General features: G+C 64.3%; 16 protein-coding genes and 3 pseudogenes. 12 read left to right on the top strand and 7 right to left on the bottom strand.

Annotated elements, in window-relative coordinates; genetic code table 11:
• Positions 1 to 13: 13 nt before the first annotated feature.
• Entirely contained in the window at positions 14 to 1,738 is a 1,725-nt protein-coding gene (locus ACODS1_RS05865) for a C13 family peptidase (RefSeq protein WP_489084910.1), read from the bottom strand.
• A 133-nt stretch (positions 1,739 to 1,871) separates the two neighbouring features.
• On the bottom strand, positions 1,872 to 2,327 hold the full coding sequence (locus ACODS1_RS05860) for a MaoC family dehydratase (RefSeq protein ID WP_322980230.1): 456 nt from the start codon (positions 2,325 to 2,327) through the stop codon (positions 1,872 to 1,874).
• 384 nt (positions 2,328 to 2,711) lie between these two features.
• Here ACODS1_RS05860 and ACODS1_RS05855 point away from each other — a divergent pair, with 384 nt between their 5' ends.
• From ACODS1_RS05855 to ACODS1_RS05845, 3 genes are all read left to right on the top strand, one after another.
• Positions 2,712 to 3,071 (top strand): CidA/LrgA family protein, encoded by a 360-nt coding sequence (locus ACODS1_RS05855; RefSeq protein ID WP_489084909.1) that lies wholly within the window; start codon positions 2,712 to 2,714, stop codon positions 3,069 to 3,071.
• Positions 3,068 to 3,784, top strand: a complete 717-nt coding sequence (locus tag ACODS1_RS05850) for an LrgB family protein (protein WP_489084908.1) — start codon at positions 3,068 to 3,070, stop codon at positions 3,782 to 3,784. Before ACODS1_RS05855 ends, ACODS1_RS05850 begins: the two co-directional genes overlap by 4 nt.
• 61 nt (positions 3,785 to 3,845) lie before the next feature.
• A complete protein-coding gene (locus ACODS1_RS05845; RefSeq protein WP_489084907.1) occupies positions 3,846 to 4,430 on the top strand; it encodes an LON peptidase substrate-binding domain-containing protein in 585 nt (194 codons plus the stop codon).
• 2 nt (positions 4,431 to 4,432) lie between these two features.
• Here the strand turns inward: ACODS1_RS05845 and ACODS1_RS05840 are convergent, their stop codons facing one another.
• The 4 genes and pseudogenes from ACODS1_RS05840 to ACODS1_RS05825 form a co-directional block, all read right to left on the bottom strand.
• Positions 4,433 to 5,749, bottom strand: a complete 1,317-nt coding sequence (locus ACODS1_RS05840; RefSeq protein ID WP_489084906.1) for a bifunctional DedA family/phosphatase PAP2 family protein — start codon at positions 5,747 to 5,749, stop codon at positions 4,433 to 4,435.
• Positions 5,746 to 6,147: pseudogene (locus ACODS1_RS05835) on the bottom strand (DNA-3-methyladenine glycosylase); the annotation flags it as partial. The pseudogene ACODS1_RS05835 and the gene ACODS1_RS05840, both read right to left, overlap by 4 nt.
• An 88-nt stretch (positions 6,148 to 6,235) precedes the next feature.
• Positions 6,236 to 6,706 carry a hypothetical protein gene (locus ACODS1_RS05830; RefSeq protein ID WP_489084905.1) on the bottom strand — a complete coding sequence of 157 codons (471 nt, stop codon included), beginning with the start codon at positions 6,704 to 6,706 and terminating at the stop codon, positions 6,236 to 6,238.
• A 37-nt stretch (positions 6,707 to 6,743) separates the two neighbouring features.
• A pseudogene (locus tag ACODS1_RS05825) lies at positions 6,744 to 7,082 on the bottom strand (DNA-3-methyladenine glycosylase); the annotation flags it as partial.
• A 66-nt stretch (positions 7,083 to 7,148) separates the two neighbouring features.
• On the opposite strand from ACODS1_RS05825, the gene ACODS1_RS05820 reads away from it, so the two are divergent.
• The gene (locus ACODS1_RS05820; RefSeq protein WP_489084904.1) at positions 7,149 to 8,003 is read left to right on the top strand and encodes a class I SAM-dependent methyltransferase; all 855 of its coding nucleotides are present in this window, start codon (positions 7,149 to 7,151) and stop codon (positions 8,001 to 8,003) included.
• A gap of 2 nt (positions 8,004 to 8,005) precedes the next feature.
• On the opposite strand, the gene ACODS1_RS05815 is transcribed toward ACODS1_RS05820, so the two are convergent.
• Entirely contained in the window at positions 8,006 to 9,235 is a 1,230-nt protein-coding gene (locus ACODS1_RS05815) for an alpha/beta fold hydrolase (protein WP_489084903.1), read from the bottom strand.
• 335 nt (positions 9,236 to 9,570) lie between these two features.
• Between ACODS1_RS05815 and ACODS1_RS05810 the strand changes: the two are divergent.
• The 8 genes and pseudogenes from ACODS1_RS05810 to ACODS1_RS05775 form a co-directional block, all read left to right on the top strand.
• Positions 9,571 to 10,845 (top strand): annotated as a pseudogene (locus tag ACODS1_RS05810) (glutamate-5-semialdehyde dehydrogenase); the annotation flags it as partial.
• Positions 10,846 to 11,505 carry a nicotinate-nucleotide adenylyltransferase gene (gene nadD / locus ACODS1_RS05805; protein ID WP_489084902.1) on the top strand — a complete coding sequence of 220 codons (660 nt, stop codon included), beginning with the start codon at positions 10,846 to 10,848 and terminating at the stop codon, positions 11,503 to 11,505.
• 62 nt (positions 11,506 to 11,567) lie between these two features.
• Positions 11,568 to 11,921, top strand: a complete 354-nt coding sequence (gene rsfS / locus ACODS1_RS05800) for a ribosome silencing factor (protein ID WP_322980365.1) — start codon at positions 11,568 to 11,570, stop codon at positions 11,919 to 11,921.
• Positions 11,921 to 12,388, top strand: coding sequence for a 23S rRNA (pseudouridine(1915)-N(3))-methyltransferase RlmH (gene rlmH / locus ACODS1_RS05795; protein ID WP_489084901.1), 468 nt, complete (start codon positions 11,921 to 11,923; stop codon positions 12,386 to 12,388). Before rsfS ends, rlmH begins: the two co-directional genes overlap by 1 nt.
• A 10-nt stretch (positions 12,389 to 12,398) precedes the next feature.
• Entirely contained in the window at positions 12,399 to 14,288 is a 1,890-nt protein-coding gene (gene mrdA / locus ACODS1_RS05790; protein WP_322980220.1) for a penicillin-binding protein 2, read from the top strand.
• Between the two features lie 38 nt (positions 14,289 to 14,326).
• A complete protein-coding gene (gene rodA, locus ACODS1_RS05785; protein ID WP_322980364.1) occupies positions 14,327 to 15,430 on the top strand; it encodes a rod shape-determining protein RodA in 1,104 nt (367 codons plus the stop codon).
• 18 nt (positions 15,431 to 15,448) lie between these two features.
• The gene (gene mltB, locus ACODS1_RS05780; protein WP_489084900.1) at positions 15,449 to 16,459 is read left to right on the top strand and encodes a lytic murein transglycosylase B; all 1,011 of its coding nucleotides are present in this window, start codon (positions 15,449 to 15,451) and stop codon (positions 16,457 to 16,459) included.
• A complete protein-coding gene (locus tag ACODS1_RS05775) occupies positions 16,456 to 17,466 on the top strand; it encodes a septal ring lytic transglycosylase RlpA family protein (protein ID WP_489084899.1) in 1,011 nt (336 codons plus the stop codon). Before mltB ends, ACODS1_RS05775 begins: the two co-directional genes overlap by 4 nt.
• Positions 17,467 to 17,517 lie beyond the last annotated feature (51 nt).

The following is a 17,517-nucleotide window of genomic DNA, read 5'->3' as shown; positions in this document are numbered from 1 at the left end:
GTTACAGCTGAGCTTAGTCGGTTGCAGGCTTGCTGGCCACGGCGCTCAAGGCGCGCTCGGCCTGGCTCTGGCGCAGGTTGCGCCATTGCTGGAGCACCTCGCGGGGTGCCCAGATCTGTGGTTCGGAGGGTTCGAAGCCGTCGCTCTGTTCACGTTCGGCAACGCGTTCCTTGGCCAGTTCGAATGCGCGTTCGAGGTTGTCGGTTTCGCCCAGTGCCTCGGCGAACAGGGCGCGGCCGAAGTAGGTGAAGTCGTTCTCCTCGCTGCAGCCGAAGGACACCCGGTCGGCGCGGGCAGCGGTCATGACCAGGGTCTTGTCATCCTTCAGCGGCGGGATGAAACCGCCGGAGTAGCAGGCGGAGATGACCACCACCTTGTTGCGCTCCTTCAGCGGGGCAAGCACGGCGGCCAGTTCGCTGGCCGGCAGATCGTCGAGTTGCAGGCGTGGCTGGTCGAGGTTCAGTTCGTGATGGCGCGAGCCGTGGCTGGTCAGGTAGATGAACACCAGATCTTCCGCACCGCTGCGTTCGGCGATGGCCTGGACCGCGCGCGCCAGGTTCTCGCGCGTGGCCAGCGGGCGGTCGGCGAGGTGGTCGCGGTGGTTGACCAGGGTGATGCTGCCATAGGCGCCAAAGCGTTCGCGCAGCAGGCGGGCAACGTAGTCGGCCTCGCGCATGAACACGCTCTGCTTGCCATCGCCGGCCAGGGTCAGGGCATAGAGTTCGCGCGTCGGGGTCGAGGCGGGGGTGGCGGCAATGGCCTCTTCGAGCAGGCGCCCCTGGTTGAGTAGGCCTTGTTCGAGGCTGTCCGGCAGCAGGCGACCTTCGGCGTCGCGAATCAGCCGGCCGCGTTGCCAGGTACCGGCCTGGCGCGTGCCATCGGCCTGATCCAGGCGGCCTTCGCCGCTGTATTCGCCAGCGGAGAAATGGCCCTGGTAGACGCTGCCATCGGCCAGCGTCAGCAGGCCTTCGCCTTCGTACTGCCAGTCTTCGAACTGGCCCAGATAGCGGCTGCCATCGGCGCCGATGTATTCGCCGGCCCCCTGCATCACGCCGTCGACGAACTCCCCGGCCCAGACGTCGCCACCCGCACTCTGGTAGCGGCCCTTGCCGTTGAATTCGCCGTTCTGGAAACCGCCGCTGTAGGCATCGCCATCGCTGCCGGTATAGCTGCCCTGGCCATTGAGCAGGCCCTGGCTGAACTGGCCGCTGTACTGGTTGCCGTAGCCATCCTTGCGCACGCCCTGGCCGTCGGGCTGGCCGTTGACGAACTGGCCCTGGAAGTTGCTGCCGTCAGTGAGCGTCAGCGTGCCCAGGCCGTTGAAGTGATCATCGCGAAACTCGCCCTGATAACGTTGCCCGGGTTGTTCCAGCACGCCTTCGCCGTTGAATCGGTTGCGCGCGAAACCGCCTTCGTAGCGGCTGCCGTCGCTGTAGGTGAGCACGCCCTGGCCATGGAACATGCCCTCATGAAACTCGCCCTGGTAGTGCTCGCCGCCTGGCCCCTGCCATTCGCCCGGGCCTTCCAGCAAGCCGTCCTTGAACTGGCCGATGAACCAGCTGCCATTGCGGTAATCGAGCCTGCCGGCGCCTTGCAGCAGACCATTCACCAGTTCGCCGCGGTATTGCCCGCCATCTGGCAGCACGGCATTGGGCGGCAGTACCTGGCGCACGTCATCGCAGGCGACGAGCAGCAGGCTCAGGCAAAAGGGCGCGAGGCGCAGGGGCATCGAGGTCATGACGGACATCCTGGTCGAGAACAACGGCACGCAGTATGCCCCATGCATGCGGGCGCGTGCTGCTGCAGTAGACAATCCAGGGGCGGTGATCGGCGTGCGAGGCGAGGCGGGCCATGCAGGCCCGCCGGAGGGGTCAGACGAAACAGAGGGTCAGCGGTTCGGCGATATAGGCCGGTTTTTCCTGGCCTTCGATCTCCAGCACGGCACGTGCCTTGAGCAGCCATTGTCCGGGGTTCTTCTCGTTGGCGTCGGTCAGGGTGACCACCAGGCGCACGCGCGAATCCACCTTCACCGGCTGGATGAAACGCACGCTGTCCATGCCGTAGTTGACCGCCATCTTCAGGCCCTGCGGCAGCACCATGATGTTTTCCATCAGCATGGGAATCAGCGACAGCGAGAGGAATCCGTGGGCGATGGTGCTGCCGAACGGGGTGTGCTTGGCCTTTTCCGGATCGACGTGGATGAACTGGTGGTCGCCGGTGCATTCGGCGAACTGGTTGATGCGTTGCTGGTCGATGGTCAGCCAGTCGGACTTGCCGAGCTCCTTGCCGACGTGATCCTTCAGTTCTGCTACGGGTACTAACGGCATGTTTCCTCCTTGAGGACGCAGGTTTTTTTCTTGTCTACGTGGAACCGCTGCGAGCTAGATCAGCATGGGGGCGGCAGCTGGTCAAGCCTGCCTAGGCGTACTGAATGACGCGGCATAGGCCAGGCTGAAGAAGCAAGAGGAAGGCCAGAGCGAGGCATCGCGCTTACAGGGCACCTCTAAAAACTACCTGCGTTGCCATCGCGGCGTTAAAAACAGGCTCAAAATGCTCATTTAGCATTCGTAAACTGCGCTTTTTCGCCTGTTTTTGCCTTGCGCTGGCTGCCTCGCCTACGTTTTTAGAGGTGCCCTATAATGGCCGACATGCCCTCAAGGATGCCCGGATCCCCCTCTGCGGCCATCGCTCGTTTTCTGGAGACCTCAACCATGCTGCTGCGCGGCCTGTCCTGGCTGGTGTTGTGCCAATTGCTCGGCACCGTCCTCAACGTATTGTTACTGCCCATGCTGCCGGGGCCGATCATCGGCATGCTGCTGCTGTTCGTCTTTCTCATGCTGCGCGGCGAGGTGGGCGAGTCGCTCAGTGTCGCCTCCAGCAGCCTGCTCAAATACCTGCCGTTGATCCTGGTGCCGCCGGCGGTGGGCGTGATGGCCTACGCCAGCGATATCGCCGCTGACTTCTGGTCGGTGGCCGGTGCCTTGCTGCTGTCGCTGCTGGTCTCGGTGGCCTTCGCCGGCTGGCTGATGCAGAAACTGATCGAACGCCAGCAACGTCGGGAGGACGCATGACTGCGGATTGGCTGGGCGCCTGGCAGGCGCTGACTCATCACCCGCTGTTCGGCATCGGCATCACCCTCGGCGCGTACCAGGTGGCCATGGCCGCCTACGAACGCACGCGCTGGGTGTTCCTGCAGCCGGTGCTGGTGTCCATGCTGACGGTGATCGGCATCCTTCTGCTCAGCGGCCTGAGCTTCGCCGAATACAAGAACAGCGTGGCCGCACTGACCCTGTTGCTCGGCCCGGCCACCGTGGCCCTGGCCGTGCCGCTGTACCTGAACCTGCGGCGCATTCGCCAGCTGTTCTGGCCAATCATCATCACCCTGGCGCTGGCTGGCACCTTCGCCACCGTAATGGGTGTCGGCCTGGCCTGGGTGTTCGGCGCCGAGCACATCATGCTGATGAGCATGGCGCCGAAGTCGGTGACCTCGCCGATTGCCATGCTGGTGGCCGATCAGATCGGTGGCATTGCCGCGTTGGCTGCGGTGTTCGTGATGATCACCGGGGTCATCGGCGCCATCGTCGGGCCGTCCGTCCTGCGCCTGTGCCGTGTGCATCACCCGGCCGCGCAGGGCATGGCACTCGGCATCACCGCCCATGCCGTGGGCACGGCACGCGCGCTGCAGGAGAGCGACGAGTGCGGCGCCTTCGCCGCCCTGGCGATGAGCCTGATGGGGGTGATCACCGCTGTGCTGCTGCCGCTGGCCATCGCCCTGCTGGTGTGAGTCAGCCGCTGCTCTCTGGCACACTGCGCAGCACCGATAAGCTGCGCAAGGCCGCCTGCCGATGAACCTGCCTCTGTTTCCGCTCAATACCGTGCTGTTTCCCGGCTGCATGCTCGACTTGCAGATATTCGAGGCGCGCTATCTGGACATGATCAGCCGCTGCATGAAGCAGGGCAGCGGCTTCGGCGTGGTGTGCATCGTCGAGGGGCGGGAAGTGGGCGAGGCCGCCAGTGAGTTCGCTGCCGTCGGTTGCGAAGCGCTGGTGCGTGATTTTCAGCAGCGGCCCAATGGTCTGCTGGGCATTCGTGTCGAAGGCGGCCGCCGTTTTCGTGTGGAGCGTGCCCAGGTGTTGCCCGATCAGTTGACCCTGGCCGAGGTGCACTGGCTGGACGAGCAGGCCGATTGCCCGCTGCTGCCCGAGCACGCCGACCTGGCCGCGCTGCTCACGGCATTGGCCGAGCACCCGCTGGTGGCCGGTTTGGGCATGGCCAGCCTGGTCGACGGTCAGCAGCAACTGGCCAACCAACTGGCTTACCTGTTGCCGCTGGAGCCGGCGCAGAAACTCGAACTGCTGCAGCAGGACGATCCGACCCTGCGTCTGGAGCGCCTGCAGGTGTTGCTCGAACAGCTGCAGGGCGACGCCTGACTTCAATAGCTGTAGCGCAGCAAAGCCGCCGACAACTGCCAGGTGGCCATGCCGCCGAGTACCGCCAGGCAGGCCGGCAGTACCAGCCACCACAGGCGCGCCGGCAGCGGCGGCAATGTGCTCTGATGTTGCCAGAAGGCCAGGCTCAGGCCGCACACCGCCGAGGCCAGCAGGGCGCCGGCGATGATGTCGCTGGGCCAATGCACGCCGAGGTAGACCCGCGACAGGGCGATGGCCAGCGCCGGCAGGCTCGCCACCACCAGCCAGGCCAGGCGCAGGCGCGCGGACTGGCCACGCCCGGCCAGCACGCCCAGCACCAGGAAGAAGGCGAACGACGCCGAACTGTGGCCGCTGGGAAAGCTGAAGCTGGTCAGCGGATCGCTGAGAATGTCCGGGCGGGCGCGGGCAAAGCTGTTCTTCAAGGTGGCATTGGCCAGGGCCGTGAGCAGCAGGGTCGAGCCGGCGAACAGCAGGTGGCGCCATTGCCGGGCTGCCAGCAGCAGGATGCCCAGCACCACGGCGGCGATCAGTTGCGTGCGGAAGTCGCCCAGGCGTGTCAATGCGACGATCCACTTGTCCAGCTCGGGGTGGCGTTGCTCCTGCACCAGGGTCAGCAGGCCCTGGTCGAGCGCCTCCAGGTGCGGCCAGCCGAGCATCATCCCCAACAGCAGAAGCAGGCTGAGCCCGCCAGCGATCAGGCTGGCGCGGCGTTTTTCCGTGAGGCTGGCCTGGATGGTCAGCAGCAGGATCACGGCCAGGGCCACCAGCAGCACCGCCGCTTCCGTCCAGAAACCTTGCGCCATCGGCAGGCGCAGCGCCGCACCGGTGGCCCAGCCCGGCAGTATATAGGCCACGGCCCAACCAGCCGCCGCCACCAGGGTGACGGCGATGAAGCGAACCAGCGGCATGTTCAGCATGCCGGCGACCAGCGGCAGCATCGGGCGCAGTGGGCCGATGAAGCGTCCGACCAGCAGGCTGGCCACGCCGTAGCGGCGGAAGTACGTCTCGGCATGCACCAGCCACTGCGGATGGCTGCGCAGGATCGGCAGGCGCGTGATGCTGTTCTGGAAGCGCCGGCCCAGGGCGTAGGACAGCGCATCGCCACACAAGCCGCCGGCATAGGCCAGCAGCAGCGTCTGCCACAGACTGAGCACGCCGCTGCCGGCGAGCAGGGCAACGCTGAACAGCAACAGCACGCCCGGCAGGACGATGCCGACCAATGCCAGGCATTCGAGCAGGGCGATGAGAAAGATCGCCAGGCCCAGCCACTCGGGGTTGCTGCCCAGCCAACTGGTCAGTGTGTCGAGCCAGGCGCTCATGCGGCACCTCCACAAGAAGTGATCAACTGATAGTCGCGACCTTCGACCTGGCCACGACGCAGCGGGTTGCGCGTGCAATGGCGGGCGTAGGCCGCATCGACGAAACGGTAGGGCAGGTGTTCGTCGCGCCCGTGGGGGATGCCCAGGCGCGCGCACTGGATGATCTGCTGTGGGCGCTCGCCGACATCCTCGACGAACAGGCGGGTCAGGTCGAAACGCTGTGCATCCCAGTCCGGCACCTTCAGACCGAGCGCCTTGCACAGCAGCGTCTGCCCGGCGCACAGGCGTTCGGGCGGGCGCGCTCGGCCCTGGCTGTCGGGATTGTTGCGCTGCATGGCGGCCAGGGAATCGGCGCCGCTGACCGCGTCGATCCACGGGTGTGCGGACTTGATCAAGACGGGTAGATTTAACCTGTAATTTTTCATCGCCCGTCCACATACCAGAAAATCGAAAGGTAGTGACTGCACGTATTTATGAAGATGGTGATTAGGATGGGTCTTCTAGACGTCGCTCCCAGTAGTCTTGCATGAACTTCACTGCGGTAGCTAATCTAACGGCTACACATCCATACTCGGTCTTTTTATCTTCATCTAGGATTAAATGAACGTCATTTGACTCCGCAAAAACAGCCTCACTGAAAGGTGCACAGAACAACCCCTCATTTCTCTCGGCCATCACTTGGGCTGCACTGCTGGCAATCGGATTGAATTTTGTTAACTGAAAGTGTTTGCTTGCATTAGCGGCGGCCCTGATGGTTTCCGCCATCAGTTTTTCATTTTTTGCCGTTAATGTTTTCTCCGGTGTTTTATCGCCGCTCAATTCTAGATAGTCCCGAACGTGATACAGGACAATGGCAGCAAGCCTTCCTTTACGTACGTCGGAAGTATCACTTAAGAACTCTTGAATAGTCGGTTTTACAGTGACTTCGAGATAGTCACAAGCTGCTTCGATGGCCATAACAACTCCAAGAAATTAGTTAAGACAAAACCATAATGGGCATCAGCGTCTTTATCAGCACCGCATTGCCCGGGCCGTGCGCGCTGAAGTTCAGCGAGTCGCCGCCGCGTGCGTAATACATGTAGATATGCCCGCCATCTGCGAACAGTGCCTTGCGTTTTTCCGTGTAGCCGAGCGAGGCGTGGCTGCCTTTGTCGACCAGGTAGTAGGCTTCGGTCTCGATGATCCGCGCGCTGAGCCAGAGGTCGCCGGCGCGGTGGCGGATCACCTTGCCGAGCAGCTCCTGCGCCACTTGCTGTGCGTCGCGGTCGAAGAAGGCGTCGGCCAGCGGGCGTGCGCCGGGCCAGGGCAAACTAAGGGTGGGTTCGGCGGGCATGATCTGTCGAAGGGGCTCGCGGCGATCTAATCTGGGGCGGCGAGCATAACAACAAGTATCTTAAAAATGCCTGAACGCGCCCGAGTCAGCAGTGCCCATATCAGTCCGTCGGCGCATTACACCGGTTACGTCTGGTATCGCCATCAACTCTCCGATCCGACCTTCGTGACCCCATTCGGCCGCTTCGTGCATCGCCTGCTCTGGCCGCTCAGTTGGGGCGCGCGAGCGGGCTTCGGCCTGGATATCGAACGGCTGCTGCTGCAGCGCCACCTGCAGATTGATGCGCTGCTGCGCAAGGCCATCGAACAAGACGGTGTCTGCCAGGTGGTGGAAATCGCCTGTGGCCTGTCGCCGCGCGGGCGGCGCTTCCGCCAGCATTATCCGCATGTGCGCTACATGGAGGCGGACTTGCCGGCCATGGCTGCGCGCAAGCGCCTGCTGCTGCGCGAGGCGGGTTGGTTGAGCCTTGAGCATCAGGTGCGCAGCGTGGACATCCTCGCCGAGCGGGGGACGCATGGCCTGGCCAGTCTGTTCGCCGAGCTGGATCATCGGCGGCCGCTGCTGGTGATCACCGAAGGCCTGGTCAACTACTTCCCTCTGGCGGTCGTCGAAGCGTTCTGGACGCGCCTGGCCGAGCAACTGCGCGGCTTCGCCGAGGCCAGCTATGTCACCGACCTTTATCCTGATCTGCGCGAGCATCCGCGCTACCGCCAGTTGCGCTGGGGCGTCGAGCTGATCGGCCGGCTCACCCGGGGCAGTTACCCGCTGCACTATCGCGACCACGCCGAGATCGTCGCGGGCTTTCAGCGCTGTGGCTTCAGGCAGGCTCAGGTGCTGGATCCGGCTGCCGACTCGGCCAGCCTGGGTCTGGAGCCTGCGCGTGCGCCGGGCCTGGTGCGGGTGATTCAGGCGCGGGTGTGAGCCTAGGCGCAGGCCACCGCCGGCAGCGGTGCCGGGTGGATGCGCTCGGCCAGTGCCAGGCTGGCTTCGGCCTCGGTATGGGCGAAGACGAAAGCCAGGCCCTGGTCGTTGCGGCGCAGGGGCAGTAGCGCCAATGGCGCAAGTCCGGGTTGATGCAGTTGCCAGCCGCGCTGGGGCAGGTCGGCCGGCAAGTCGCCGTGCAGATGTCCGCCAAAGAAGCCGAGCTCGTCGAGTTCCACGGGCCACTGCTGACCGCTGGCGTGGCGCAGCAGGGCTTGGCGCTGCAGAGGCGCGCGCCTGGGTTCGCTGCGCTTTTCCAGGGTCAGCCAGTGCTCGCGCGGCACGCGGGTGCTGCCAGCCGCACGCAGTGGCAGCCGGTGGCCGGCGAGAAACGGCTGATACAGGGCTGCGCAGGCGTCGTGCCGCTCGAACTGGGCCAGGTGATCGGCCTGGTGGATCAGGGCGAACTCGGCGCGCGGGCAGGATGCGGCGAAGCGGGCGTGCTCCCAGGGCTGGGTGAAGTGATCGTGTTCACCGGCCAGCACCAGCGTCGGGCAGAGTGGATGACGGGCGAAGCCTTTGAAGGCCAGCAGGCGCAGGCTGTTCTGCCGGTAGCGCTCGATCTCTGTTGGACTCAGGCGCTGGATCTGCCGCAGCAGCGCCTTGCGAAACACCGGTGCGATGCCGGTGTCCTGCAGGTGCAGGGGGTTGAGCAGGTTGGTCACTGCGCCCTGGGCAAATTCGCTCATGCGCCCCTCGTCGAGCAGTTCCAAGCCTTCCTCCAATAGCCGCCGGGCGCCTGGTCGGCCGAAGGCGGCGATGCCCGAAAGCAGCAGGCGCGCACAATGTTGCGGGTGGCGCGCGGCGAACAGGGCGGCCAGGGCCGAACCGTAGGACAGACCTATGGGCATCAGCGCTGGCAGTTGCAATTGTTCGACGAATCCGGCGATCAGGTCGGCCAACTGCTCCAGGCTCAGTTCGGCTGCGAGCTGTGCGTTGCCACCCTGGCTCGGCAGGTCGAGGAGGATCACCGGATGGGCGCGCAGCAGTTCGTCGACCTCGCGGGCGAATGAGCGAAAACTCTGGAAGGCACCGCCGAGCAGCAGCACTGGCGCTCGCCCATCGCGCTCGCGGCTCGCAAAGGCCAGGTACTGCAGGTGCCAGCCATCGATGGTCAGTACATCCGGTGCGCCACTCAGCAGGCTGGCGTTGTAGTGGGTGCGGTAGCGCATGGCGGGCCTCTGACAACTTCATGTGTTGATGGCAGCAGCGGCGCCGGTGCGCTGGAGGCAGCGAAGCGGGCGGGGCTTGATTGCCAAGGTAAACAGTCGCCCCGTTTTTGTTTACCCAACCTTCGGGTGGCACCTGGCCATGGGTGTCACCGTTGCGCCAGGTGTCGCTCTGGCGCTGGGCGTGGCGTGTTACCGACGGCATGGCACGAACGGGCTGTCTACCCGAGAGGCGGCGCAAACCCTGGTTTCAAGTGATTGCCGACCGCTTGCCGGGCGTGGCTGTGCGCGGGGACGCGGGCCGGCTATAATCAGCCCCTTTTTTCAACCGTCAGACCTCCGCCGCCATGACCGAGTCCGTGCACGACTACATGACCCGCCTGGGCCAGGCTGCCCGCCAGGCCTCGCGGGTGCTCGCCCGGGCCAGCACCGCGCAGAAGAATCGCGCCCTGCAGGCCGCCGCCAACGCCCTCGACGCCGCCCGCGCCGAGCTTGCCGCCGCCAATGAGCTGGATCTGGTCGCCGCGCGCGCCAGCGGCCTGGAGCCAGCCATGGTCGACCGCCTGGCGCTGACGCCAAAGGTCATCGACTCGATGATCGAGGGCCTGCGCCAGGTCGCCACGCTGCCCGATCCGATTGGCGAGATCGAAGGCATGCGCTACCTGCCGTCCGGTATCCAGGTGGGCAAGATGCGCGTGCCGCTGGGCGTGATCGGCATCATCTACGAGTCGCGGCCGAACGTGACCATCGATGCCGCCAGCCTGTGCCTGAAGTCCGGCAACGCCACCATCCTGCGTGGCGGTTCCGAGGCCATTCATTCCAACCAGGCGATTGCCCGCTGCATCCAGCAGGGCCTGGCCGAGGCTGACTTGCCAGCCGCCGCCGTGCAGGTGGTGGAAACCACCGATCGCGCTGCCGTGGGCGCGCTGATCACCATGCCGGAGTTCGTCGACGTGATCGTGCCGCGTGGCGGCAAGGGCCTGATCGAGCGCATCAGCCGCGACGCCAAGGTGCCGGTGATCAAGCACCTGGACGGCGTCTGCCATGTCTATGTCGACGTTGCCGCCGATCTCGACAAGGCCATCCGCGTCTGCGACAACGCCAAGACCCAGCGCTATTCGCCGTGCAATGCCATGGAAACCCTGTTAGTGCATGAAGCCATCGCCGCGCGCGTACTGCCGCCGCTGGCCGCCATCTACCGCGACAAGGGGGTGGAGCTGCGCGGTGATGCCGCCACCCGCGCGCTGCTCGGCAGTGATGTGCTGGAAGCGAGCGAGGACGACTGGTTTGCCGAGTACAACGCGCCGATCCTGGCGATTCGCATCGTCGATTCGCTGGATGCGGCCATCGAGCACATCAACCACTACGGCTCGCAGCACACCGACTCGATCATCACCGAGAACTTCACCGACGCGCGGCGCTTCCTCACCGAGGTGGATTCCGCGTCGGTGATGGTCAATGCCTCGACCCGTTTTGCCGATGGTTTCGAGTACGGCCTGGGCGCTGAGATCGGCATTTCCACCGACAAGCTGCATGCGCGTGGCCCGGTTGGTCTGGACGGGCTGACCAGCCAGAAGTACGTGGTCTTCGGCGACGGACACATTCGCACATAAATGAACGGACTCGGCGCCCGACGTATCGGCCTGCTCGGCGGTACTTTCAACCCGGTGCACATCGGGCATCTGCGTGCGGCGCTGGAAGTGGCCGAGTTCATGCTGCTCGACGAGCTACGGCTGATCCCCAGCGCCCGTCCGCCACACCGGCAGGCGCCGCAGGCCAGCGCCGAACAGCGTCTGGCCATGGTCGAACTGGCGGTGGCCGGCGAACCGAGGCTGTCGGTCGACGACCGTGAGTTGCGTCGGGATCGTCCGTCCTACACGGTCGACACCCTGGAGTCGGTGCGCAGCGAGCTGGCGGCGGATGATCAGCTGTTTCTTCTGGTTGGCTGGGATGCCTTCTGCAGCCTGCCCAGCTGGCATCGCTGGCAGGAACTGCTCGAACACTGCCACCTGCTGGTGCTGCAGCGGCCGGATGCCGATAGCGAGGCGCCCGAGGCGCTGCGCGATCTGCTGGCGGCGCGTAGCGTCAGCGACCCGTTGAGCCTGACCGGGGCTGGCGGGCAGATCAGTTTCATCTGGCAGACGCCGCTGGCGGTGTCTGCCACCCAGATCCGGCAATTGCTGGCCAGCGGTAAATCGGCGCGTTATCTGCTGCCGGACGCGGTACTGGCCTATATCCAGGCGCACCAGCTTTATGGTGCGCCGAACGCTTGAGATGTCGCGCGAGCGCGCATCCATTACATGAGGCAAACGAGTTACCTATGAAGAGTCAGAACATGCCCAGCGAAGAGCTGGTCAAGATCACCGTCGCCGCGCTGGAAGAAATCAAGGCCACCGACATCACCGTCATCGACGTCAAGGAAAAGACCAGCATCACCGATTTCATGGTGATCGCCAGCGGTAGCTCCAGCCGTCAGGTCAAGGCGCTGGTGGACAACGTGCTGGAGAAGGTCAAGGAGCAGGGTGTCCGCGCCATCGGCAGCGAAGGCCTGGACAGCGGCGAATGGGCACTGCTCGACCTGGGCGATATCGTCGTCCACGTCATGCTGCCGACCGCTCGCCAGTTCTACGACCTCGAGCGCCTGTGGCAGGGTGCCGAGCAGAGCCGCGCCCAGCACAGCGCCGAGTAATGCGGATCAAGCTGATCGCCGTCGGTTCGCGCATGCCGCGTTGGGTCGAGGAGAGCTGGCAGGAGTACGTCAAGCGCCTGCCGGCCGAGTTGCCGCTGGATCTGGTCGAGATTCCGTTGAACACCCGGGGCAAGAACGCCGACGTCAACCGCCTGATTCGTCAGGAGGGCGAGGCAATGCTGGCCAAGGTGCAGCCGGGGGAACGTATCGTTACCCTGGAAGTCCATGGCAAGCCATGGAGCACCGAGCAACTGGCGGCCGAGCTGGAGCGCTGGCGTCTGGATGCGCGTACCGTCAACCTCATGGTCGGCGGCCCGGAAGGGCTGGCGCCGGAGGTGTGTGCGCGCAGCGAGCAGCGCTGGTCGTTGTCGCCGTTGACCTTGCCGCATCCGCTGGTGCGCATCCTCATCGGTGAGCAGATCTATCGTGCCTGGACCGTGCTGTCCGGCCACCCGTACCACAAGTGATCAAGTAGTCATGCCGCAGCCGATTCGCCTCAAGGATCACGAAAAGGACGCTCGCCTGGTCAAGCGCCGGGTGATCATCGGCGGCGTGGTGGTGCTGCTGCTGACCTGTGTGCTGATCGCCCGCATGTACTACCTGCAGGTGGTGCAGTTCGACTATCACTCCACCCTGGCGGAGAACAACCGCATCCACGTGCAGCCGATACCGCCTACACGTGGGCTGATCTACGACCGCAATGGGGTGATCATCGCCGACAACCGACCCAGCTTCAGCCTGACCGTGACCCGCGAACGCGCGGGTGACTGGCAGCAGGTACTGGATACCGTGGTCGAGGTGCTGGAACTGACCGAGGACGACCGTGCGCTGTTCGAGCGCCGTGTGCGCCAGGGCCGCCGCCCGTTCGAACCGGTGCCGATCCTGTTCGAGCTGTCCGAAGAACAGATCGCTCGTGTGGCGGTGAACCAGTTCCGCCTGCCCGGCGTGGAGGTGGCCGCGCAACTGGTGCGGCATTACCCGCAGAAGGAGCACTTCGCTCATTCTGTCGGTTATGTCGGGCGCATCAACGAGCAGGAGCTCAAGCGCCTCGACCCGACCGAATACGCCGGTACCCACCACATCGGCAAGACCGGTATCGAGCGCTTCTACGAGGACGAGCTGCACGGCGAGGTGGGCTACGAAGAGGTCGAGACCAACGCGCGCGGTCGCGTGCTGCGCGTGCTCAACCGTATCGATCCCAAACCGGGCAAGGACATCGTCCTGACCCTCGATGCGCGCCTGCAGGAAGCCGCCGAGAAAGCGCTCGGCGGGCGCCGTGGTGCCGTGGTGGCGATTCAGCCGAAGACTGGCGAAGTGCTGGCCATGGTCAGTCAGCCCAGCTTCGACCCCAACCCCTTCGTCACCGGCATCAGCTTCAAGGCCTATGGCGAGCTGCGTGATTCCATCGACCAGCCGCTGTACAACCGCGTGCTGCGCGGCCTGTATCCGCCGGGCTCGACGGTCAAGCCGATGGTGGCGGTGTCCGGTCTCGATGCCGGCGTGGTCACCCCACAGACGCGGGTGTTCGACCCCGGCTTCTATCAGTTGCCGAACAACAGCCACAAATACCGCAACTGGAACCGCACCGGTGACGGCTGGATCGATCTCGACCTGGCCATCGCCCGTTCCAACGACACCTATTTCTACGATCTGGCGCACAAGATGGGCATCGATCGCCTGCATGCCTACATGAGCCGCTTCGGCTTCGGCCAGCGTGTGGCGCTGGACATGTTCGAGGAAACCTCCGGCCTGATGCCGTCGCGTGACTGGAAGCGAGCCCGCTATCGCCAACCCTGGTATCCCGGCGAAACCCTGATTCTGGGTATCGGCCAGGGCTACATGCAGACCACGCCGCTGCAGCTCGCACAAGCGACCACACTGATGGCGACTCATGGCAAGTGGATTCGCCCGCACCTGGCCAAGACCATCGACGGTCAGCAGCCCATCGACCCCAGCCCGATGCCGGACATCGTGCTGCGTGATCCCAAATACTGGGACTACGGTATCCACGGCATGGAACAGGTGGTGAACGGCCCGCGTGGCACCGCGCGCAAAGTGGGTGATAGCGCGGTCTACCGCATCGCCGGCAAGAGCGGTACGGCCCAGGTGGTTGCCATCCGCCAGGGCGAGAAATACAACCGCGAAAAACTGCAGGAGCGGCATCGTGACCATGCCCTGTTCATCGGCTTCGCCCCGGTCGACAACCCGCAGATCGCCGTATCGGTGATGGTGGAGAACGGCGAATCCGGTTCCGGCGTCGCGGCGCCTGTGGTCAAGGAGGTGATGGATGCCTGGCTGCTGGACGAGAACGGCCAGCTCAAGGCGGAATACGCCACCCCGCAGAAAACCGAGGTCAGCCAGCGATGAAGGGCAATTTCGACAGATCCCTGTCCGATGATGACGTGCTGCGCCGTCGCGCCACGTTGCTGCAGCGCATGCACATCGACGGCTGGCTGCTGTTGCTCCTGCTGCTGCTCGGTGCCGGCAGCCTGTTCGTGCTCTATTCGGCCAGCGGCAAGAACGTCGACCTGCTGATCAAGCAGGCATCCTCCTTCGGTATCGGCATCGTCGCGGTGATCGCCATCGCCCAGTTCGATCCGCGTTTCATGGCGCGCTGGGTGCCGCTGGGTTATCTGGTCGGCGTCTCCCTGTTGATGGTGGTCGAGGTGATGGGGCACACCGCGATGGGCGCCACGCGCTGGATCAACATCCCCGGGGTGATTCGCTTCCAGCCGGCGGAGTTCATGAAGATCATCATGCCCATGACCATCGCCTGGTACCTGGCGCGGCACAACCTGCCGCCGCGCTTCAAGCACATCGTCGTCAGTCTGGCCATGATCATCGTGCCGGTGGTGCTGATCGCCAAGCAGCCGGATCTGGGCACCTCGCTGCTGATTCTCGCCTCGGGTGGTTTCGTCGTGTTCATGGCGGGGCTGCAGTGGCGCTGGATTCTCGGCGCGGCGGCGGCTGTGGTGCCGATTGCCGTGGGCATGTGGTTTTTCCTCATGCACGACTACCAGAAGCGTCGCGTGCTGACCTTCCTCAATCCGGAGAGCGATCCGCTGGGCTCTGGCTGGAACATCATCCAGTCCAAGGCCGCCATCGGCTCCGGCGGTGTGCTGGGCAAGGGCTGGCTGCTGGGCACTCAGTCGCACTTGGATTTTTTGCCGGAAAGCCATACGGACTTTATCATTGCCGTGCTCGCCGAAGAGTTCGGCCTAGTGGGCGTCTGCCTGTTGCTGCTGTTGTACCTGCTGCTGATCGCGCGCGGCCTAGTGATCACCGCGCAGGCACAGACACTGTTCGGCAAGCTGCTGGCGGGCGCTCTGACGATGACCTTCTTCGTCTATGTCTTCGTCAACATCGGCATGGTCAGTGGCTTGCTTCCCGTGGTGGGAGTGCCCTTGCCGTTCATTAGTTACGGCGGAACCCATCTGGTGACGCTGTTGTCAGGCTTCGGGATATTGATGGCGATCCATACCCACAGGAAGTGGATCGCTCAGGTTTGATTTGGGGGTTTTGAGTTAATGCATGCATTGCGCAACTGGGCGGCCAGGACGTTCATGGGGATCGGCCTGACCGGTCTGCTCGGCAGCGGCGCCCAGGTGTTGGCAGCCGACTACGACGGTTCGCCGCAGGTGACCGAGTTCATAACGGAAATGACCCGTGACTATGGTTTTGCCAGCGAGCAACTGGTCAGCCTGTTCGCCGAGGTGCAGCGCAAGCAGGCCATCCTCGACGCGATTTCGCGACCGGCTGAGCGGGTTAAGCCGTGGAAGGAATACCGGCCAATCTTCATTACCGACAAGCGTATCGCCCAGGGCGTGGACTTCTGGCGGAAAAACCAGGCAGCCCTGGAGAAGGCTGAGGCCGACTATGGCGTGCCCGCTCAGTTCATCGTCGCCATCATCGGCGTGGAAACCTTCTACGGTGGCAATACCGGCAGCTACCGGGTAATGGATGCGCTGTCGACCCTGGCCTTCGACTACCCGCCGCGTGCGCCGTTCTTCCGCAAGGAGCTGCGCGAGTTCCTCATGCTGACGCGCGAGGAGCAGGTCGATCCGCTTTCGCTCAAGGGCTCCTACGCCGGCGCCATGGGCCTGCCGCAGTTCATGCCGAGCAGCTTCCGTGCCTACGCCGTGGACTTCGATGGCGATGGCCATATCAACATCTGGAACAACCCGACCGATGCCATTGGCAGCGTCGCCACCTACTTCCAGCGTCATGGCTGGCAGGCCGGCGGCCAGGTGGCCAGCCGCGCCCAGGTCAGTGGCGAGCGCGTCGACGAGGGCCTGACCGAAGGCCTCGATCCGGTGAAGAGCGTGGGTGAACTGCGTGCGCTCGGCTGGCACAGTGCCGACGTGCTGGCTGACGACGTACCGGTCACCGCGTTTCGTCTGGAAGGTGCCGAAGGCGACGAGTATTGGCTCGGTTTGCCCAACTTTTACGTCATCACCCGCTACAATCGCAGCGTCATGTACGCCATGGCCGTCAACCAACTGGCCGAACTGCTGGTGCAAGCGCGGGGTAAACAATGAGCCGTTCCAGGAAGCTGCTGCCATTGGGGGCATGCATCGCCGCCGCGTTGCTGGTGGCCAGTTGCTCGTCCCATCGCTCGACGCAACCGGTGGTGCAGTCGGACGCAGGTCTCTCCGGGCCGGATGATTTCAACCGCCCGCACCGCGATGGCGCGCCCTGGTGGGACGTCGACGTCTCGAAGATCCAGGACGCGATCCCGATGCCGCACTACGGCCCGGTCAAGGCCGCGCCCTACACCGTGCTGGGCAAGCAGTATTTCCCGATCCAGGATGCACGCCGCTACTCGGCAGTCGGCCCGGCTTCGTGGTACGGCACCAAATTCCACGGTCAGGCCACTGCCAATGGCGAGACCTACGACCTGTACGGCATGACCGCCGCGCACAAGACCCTGCCCCTGCCCAGCTACGTTCGGGTGACCAATCTGGAAAACGGCAAGAGCGTGATCCTGCGGGTCAATGACCGCGGGCCGTTCTATTCCGATCGCATCATCGACCTGTCCTTCGCCGCGGCGAAGAAGCTCGGCTATGCCGAGAAGGGCACCGCTCGGGTCAAGGTCGAAGGGATCGATCCTCACGAATGGTGGGCTCAGCAGGGCCGTCCGGTGCCGCTGGTACTGGCCAACAACCAGCCGGCCAAGGCCATCACCTCGCAACCGGTGGCCCAGGCCATGCCGCAGGTGGTCGAGCAGTATTCGCCGCCGCCTGAGCAGCACGCTGCGGCCGTGGTGCCGGTGCAGATCGACGCAAAAAAAAACGATTCACTCGCAGCTTCTGGCCTGTATCTCCAAGTGGGAGCCTTCGCCAATCCGGACGCTGCGGAGCTGTTGAAGGACAAGTTGAGCCAGACGACCAGTGTGCCGGTGTTCATCAGCTCAGTGGTGCGCGACCAGCAGATACTGCATCGGGTGCGCCTGGGGCCGATCAGCAGCCAGGGCGAGGCTGAAAAGCTGCAAAGCAATGTACGCCTCGCCAACCTTGGGCAGCCGACGCTGGTGCGTGCGGACTGACTCGATCCCGCCAGTCCCGATGAAGGTGGTTTGAACTTCTTCTCGGGGCTG

This window comes from Pseudomonas sp. FG29 (assembly GCF_057809355.1).
The sequence above is the reverse complement of the archived record's forward strand: the minus strand, read 5'-3'. Positions and strand labels throughout refer to the sequence as shown.

Coding starts and splice junctions, on each gene's coding strand:
- ACODS1_RS05865 (WP_489084910.1), bottom strand. CDS start 1,738: ATGACCTCGATGCCCCTGCGCCTCGCGCCCTTTTGCCTGAGCCTGCTG.
- ACODS1_RS05860 (WP_322980230.1), bottom strand. CDS start 2,327: ATGCCGTTAGTACCCGTAGCAGAACTGAAGGATCACGTCGGCAAGGAG.
- ACODS1_RS05855 (WP_489084909.1), top strand. CDS start 2,712: ATGCTGCTGCGCGGCCTGTCCTGGCTGGTGTTGTGCCAATTGCTCGGC.
- ACODS1_RS05850 (WP_489084908.1), top strand. CDS start 3,068: ATGACTGCGGATTGGCTGGGCGCCTGGCAGGCGCTGACTCATCACCCG.
- ACODS1_RS05845 (WP_489084907.1), top strand. CDS start 3,846: ATGAACCTGCCTCTGTTTCCGCTCAATACCGTGCTGTTTCCCGGCTGC.
- ACODS1_RS05840 (WP_489084906.1), bottom strand. CDS start 5,749: ATGAGCGCCTGGCTCGACACACTGACCAGTTGGCTGGGCAGCAACCCC.
- ACODS1_RS05830 (WP_489084905.1), bottom strand. CDS start 6,706: ATGGCCATCGAAGCAGCTTGTGACTATCTCGAAGTCACTGTAAAACCG.
- ACODS1_RS05820 (WP_489084904.1), top strand. CDS start 7,149: ATGCCTGAACGCGCCCGAGTCAGCAGTGCCCATATCAGTCCGTCGGCG.
- ACODS1_RS05815 (WP_489084903.1), bottom strand. CDS start 9,235: ATGCGCTACCGCACCCACTACAACGCCAGCCTGCTGAGTGGCGCACCG.
- nadD (WP_489084902.1), top strand. CDS start 10,846: ATGAACGGACTCGGCGCCCGACGTATCGGCCTGCTCGGCGGTACTTTC.
- rsfS (WP_322980365.1), top strand. CDS start 11,568: ATGCCCAGCGAAGAGCTGGTCAAGATCACCGTCGCCGCGCTGGAAGAA.
- rlmH (WP_489084901.1), top strand. CDS start 11,921: ATGCGGATCAAGCTGATCGCCGTCGGTTCGCGCATGCCGCGTTGGGTC.
- mrdA (WP_322980220.1), top strand. CDS start 12,399: ATGCCGCAGCCGATTCGCCTCAAGGATCACGAAAAGGACGCTCGCCTG.
- mltB (WP_489084900.1), top strand. CDS start 15,449: ATGCATGCATTGCGCAACTGGGCGGCCAGGACGTTCATGGGGATCGGC.
- ACODS1_RS05775 (WP_489084899.1), top strand. CDS start 16,456: ATGAGCCGTTCCAGGAAGCTGCTGCCATTGGGGGCATGCATCGCCGCC.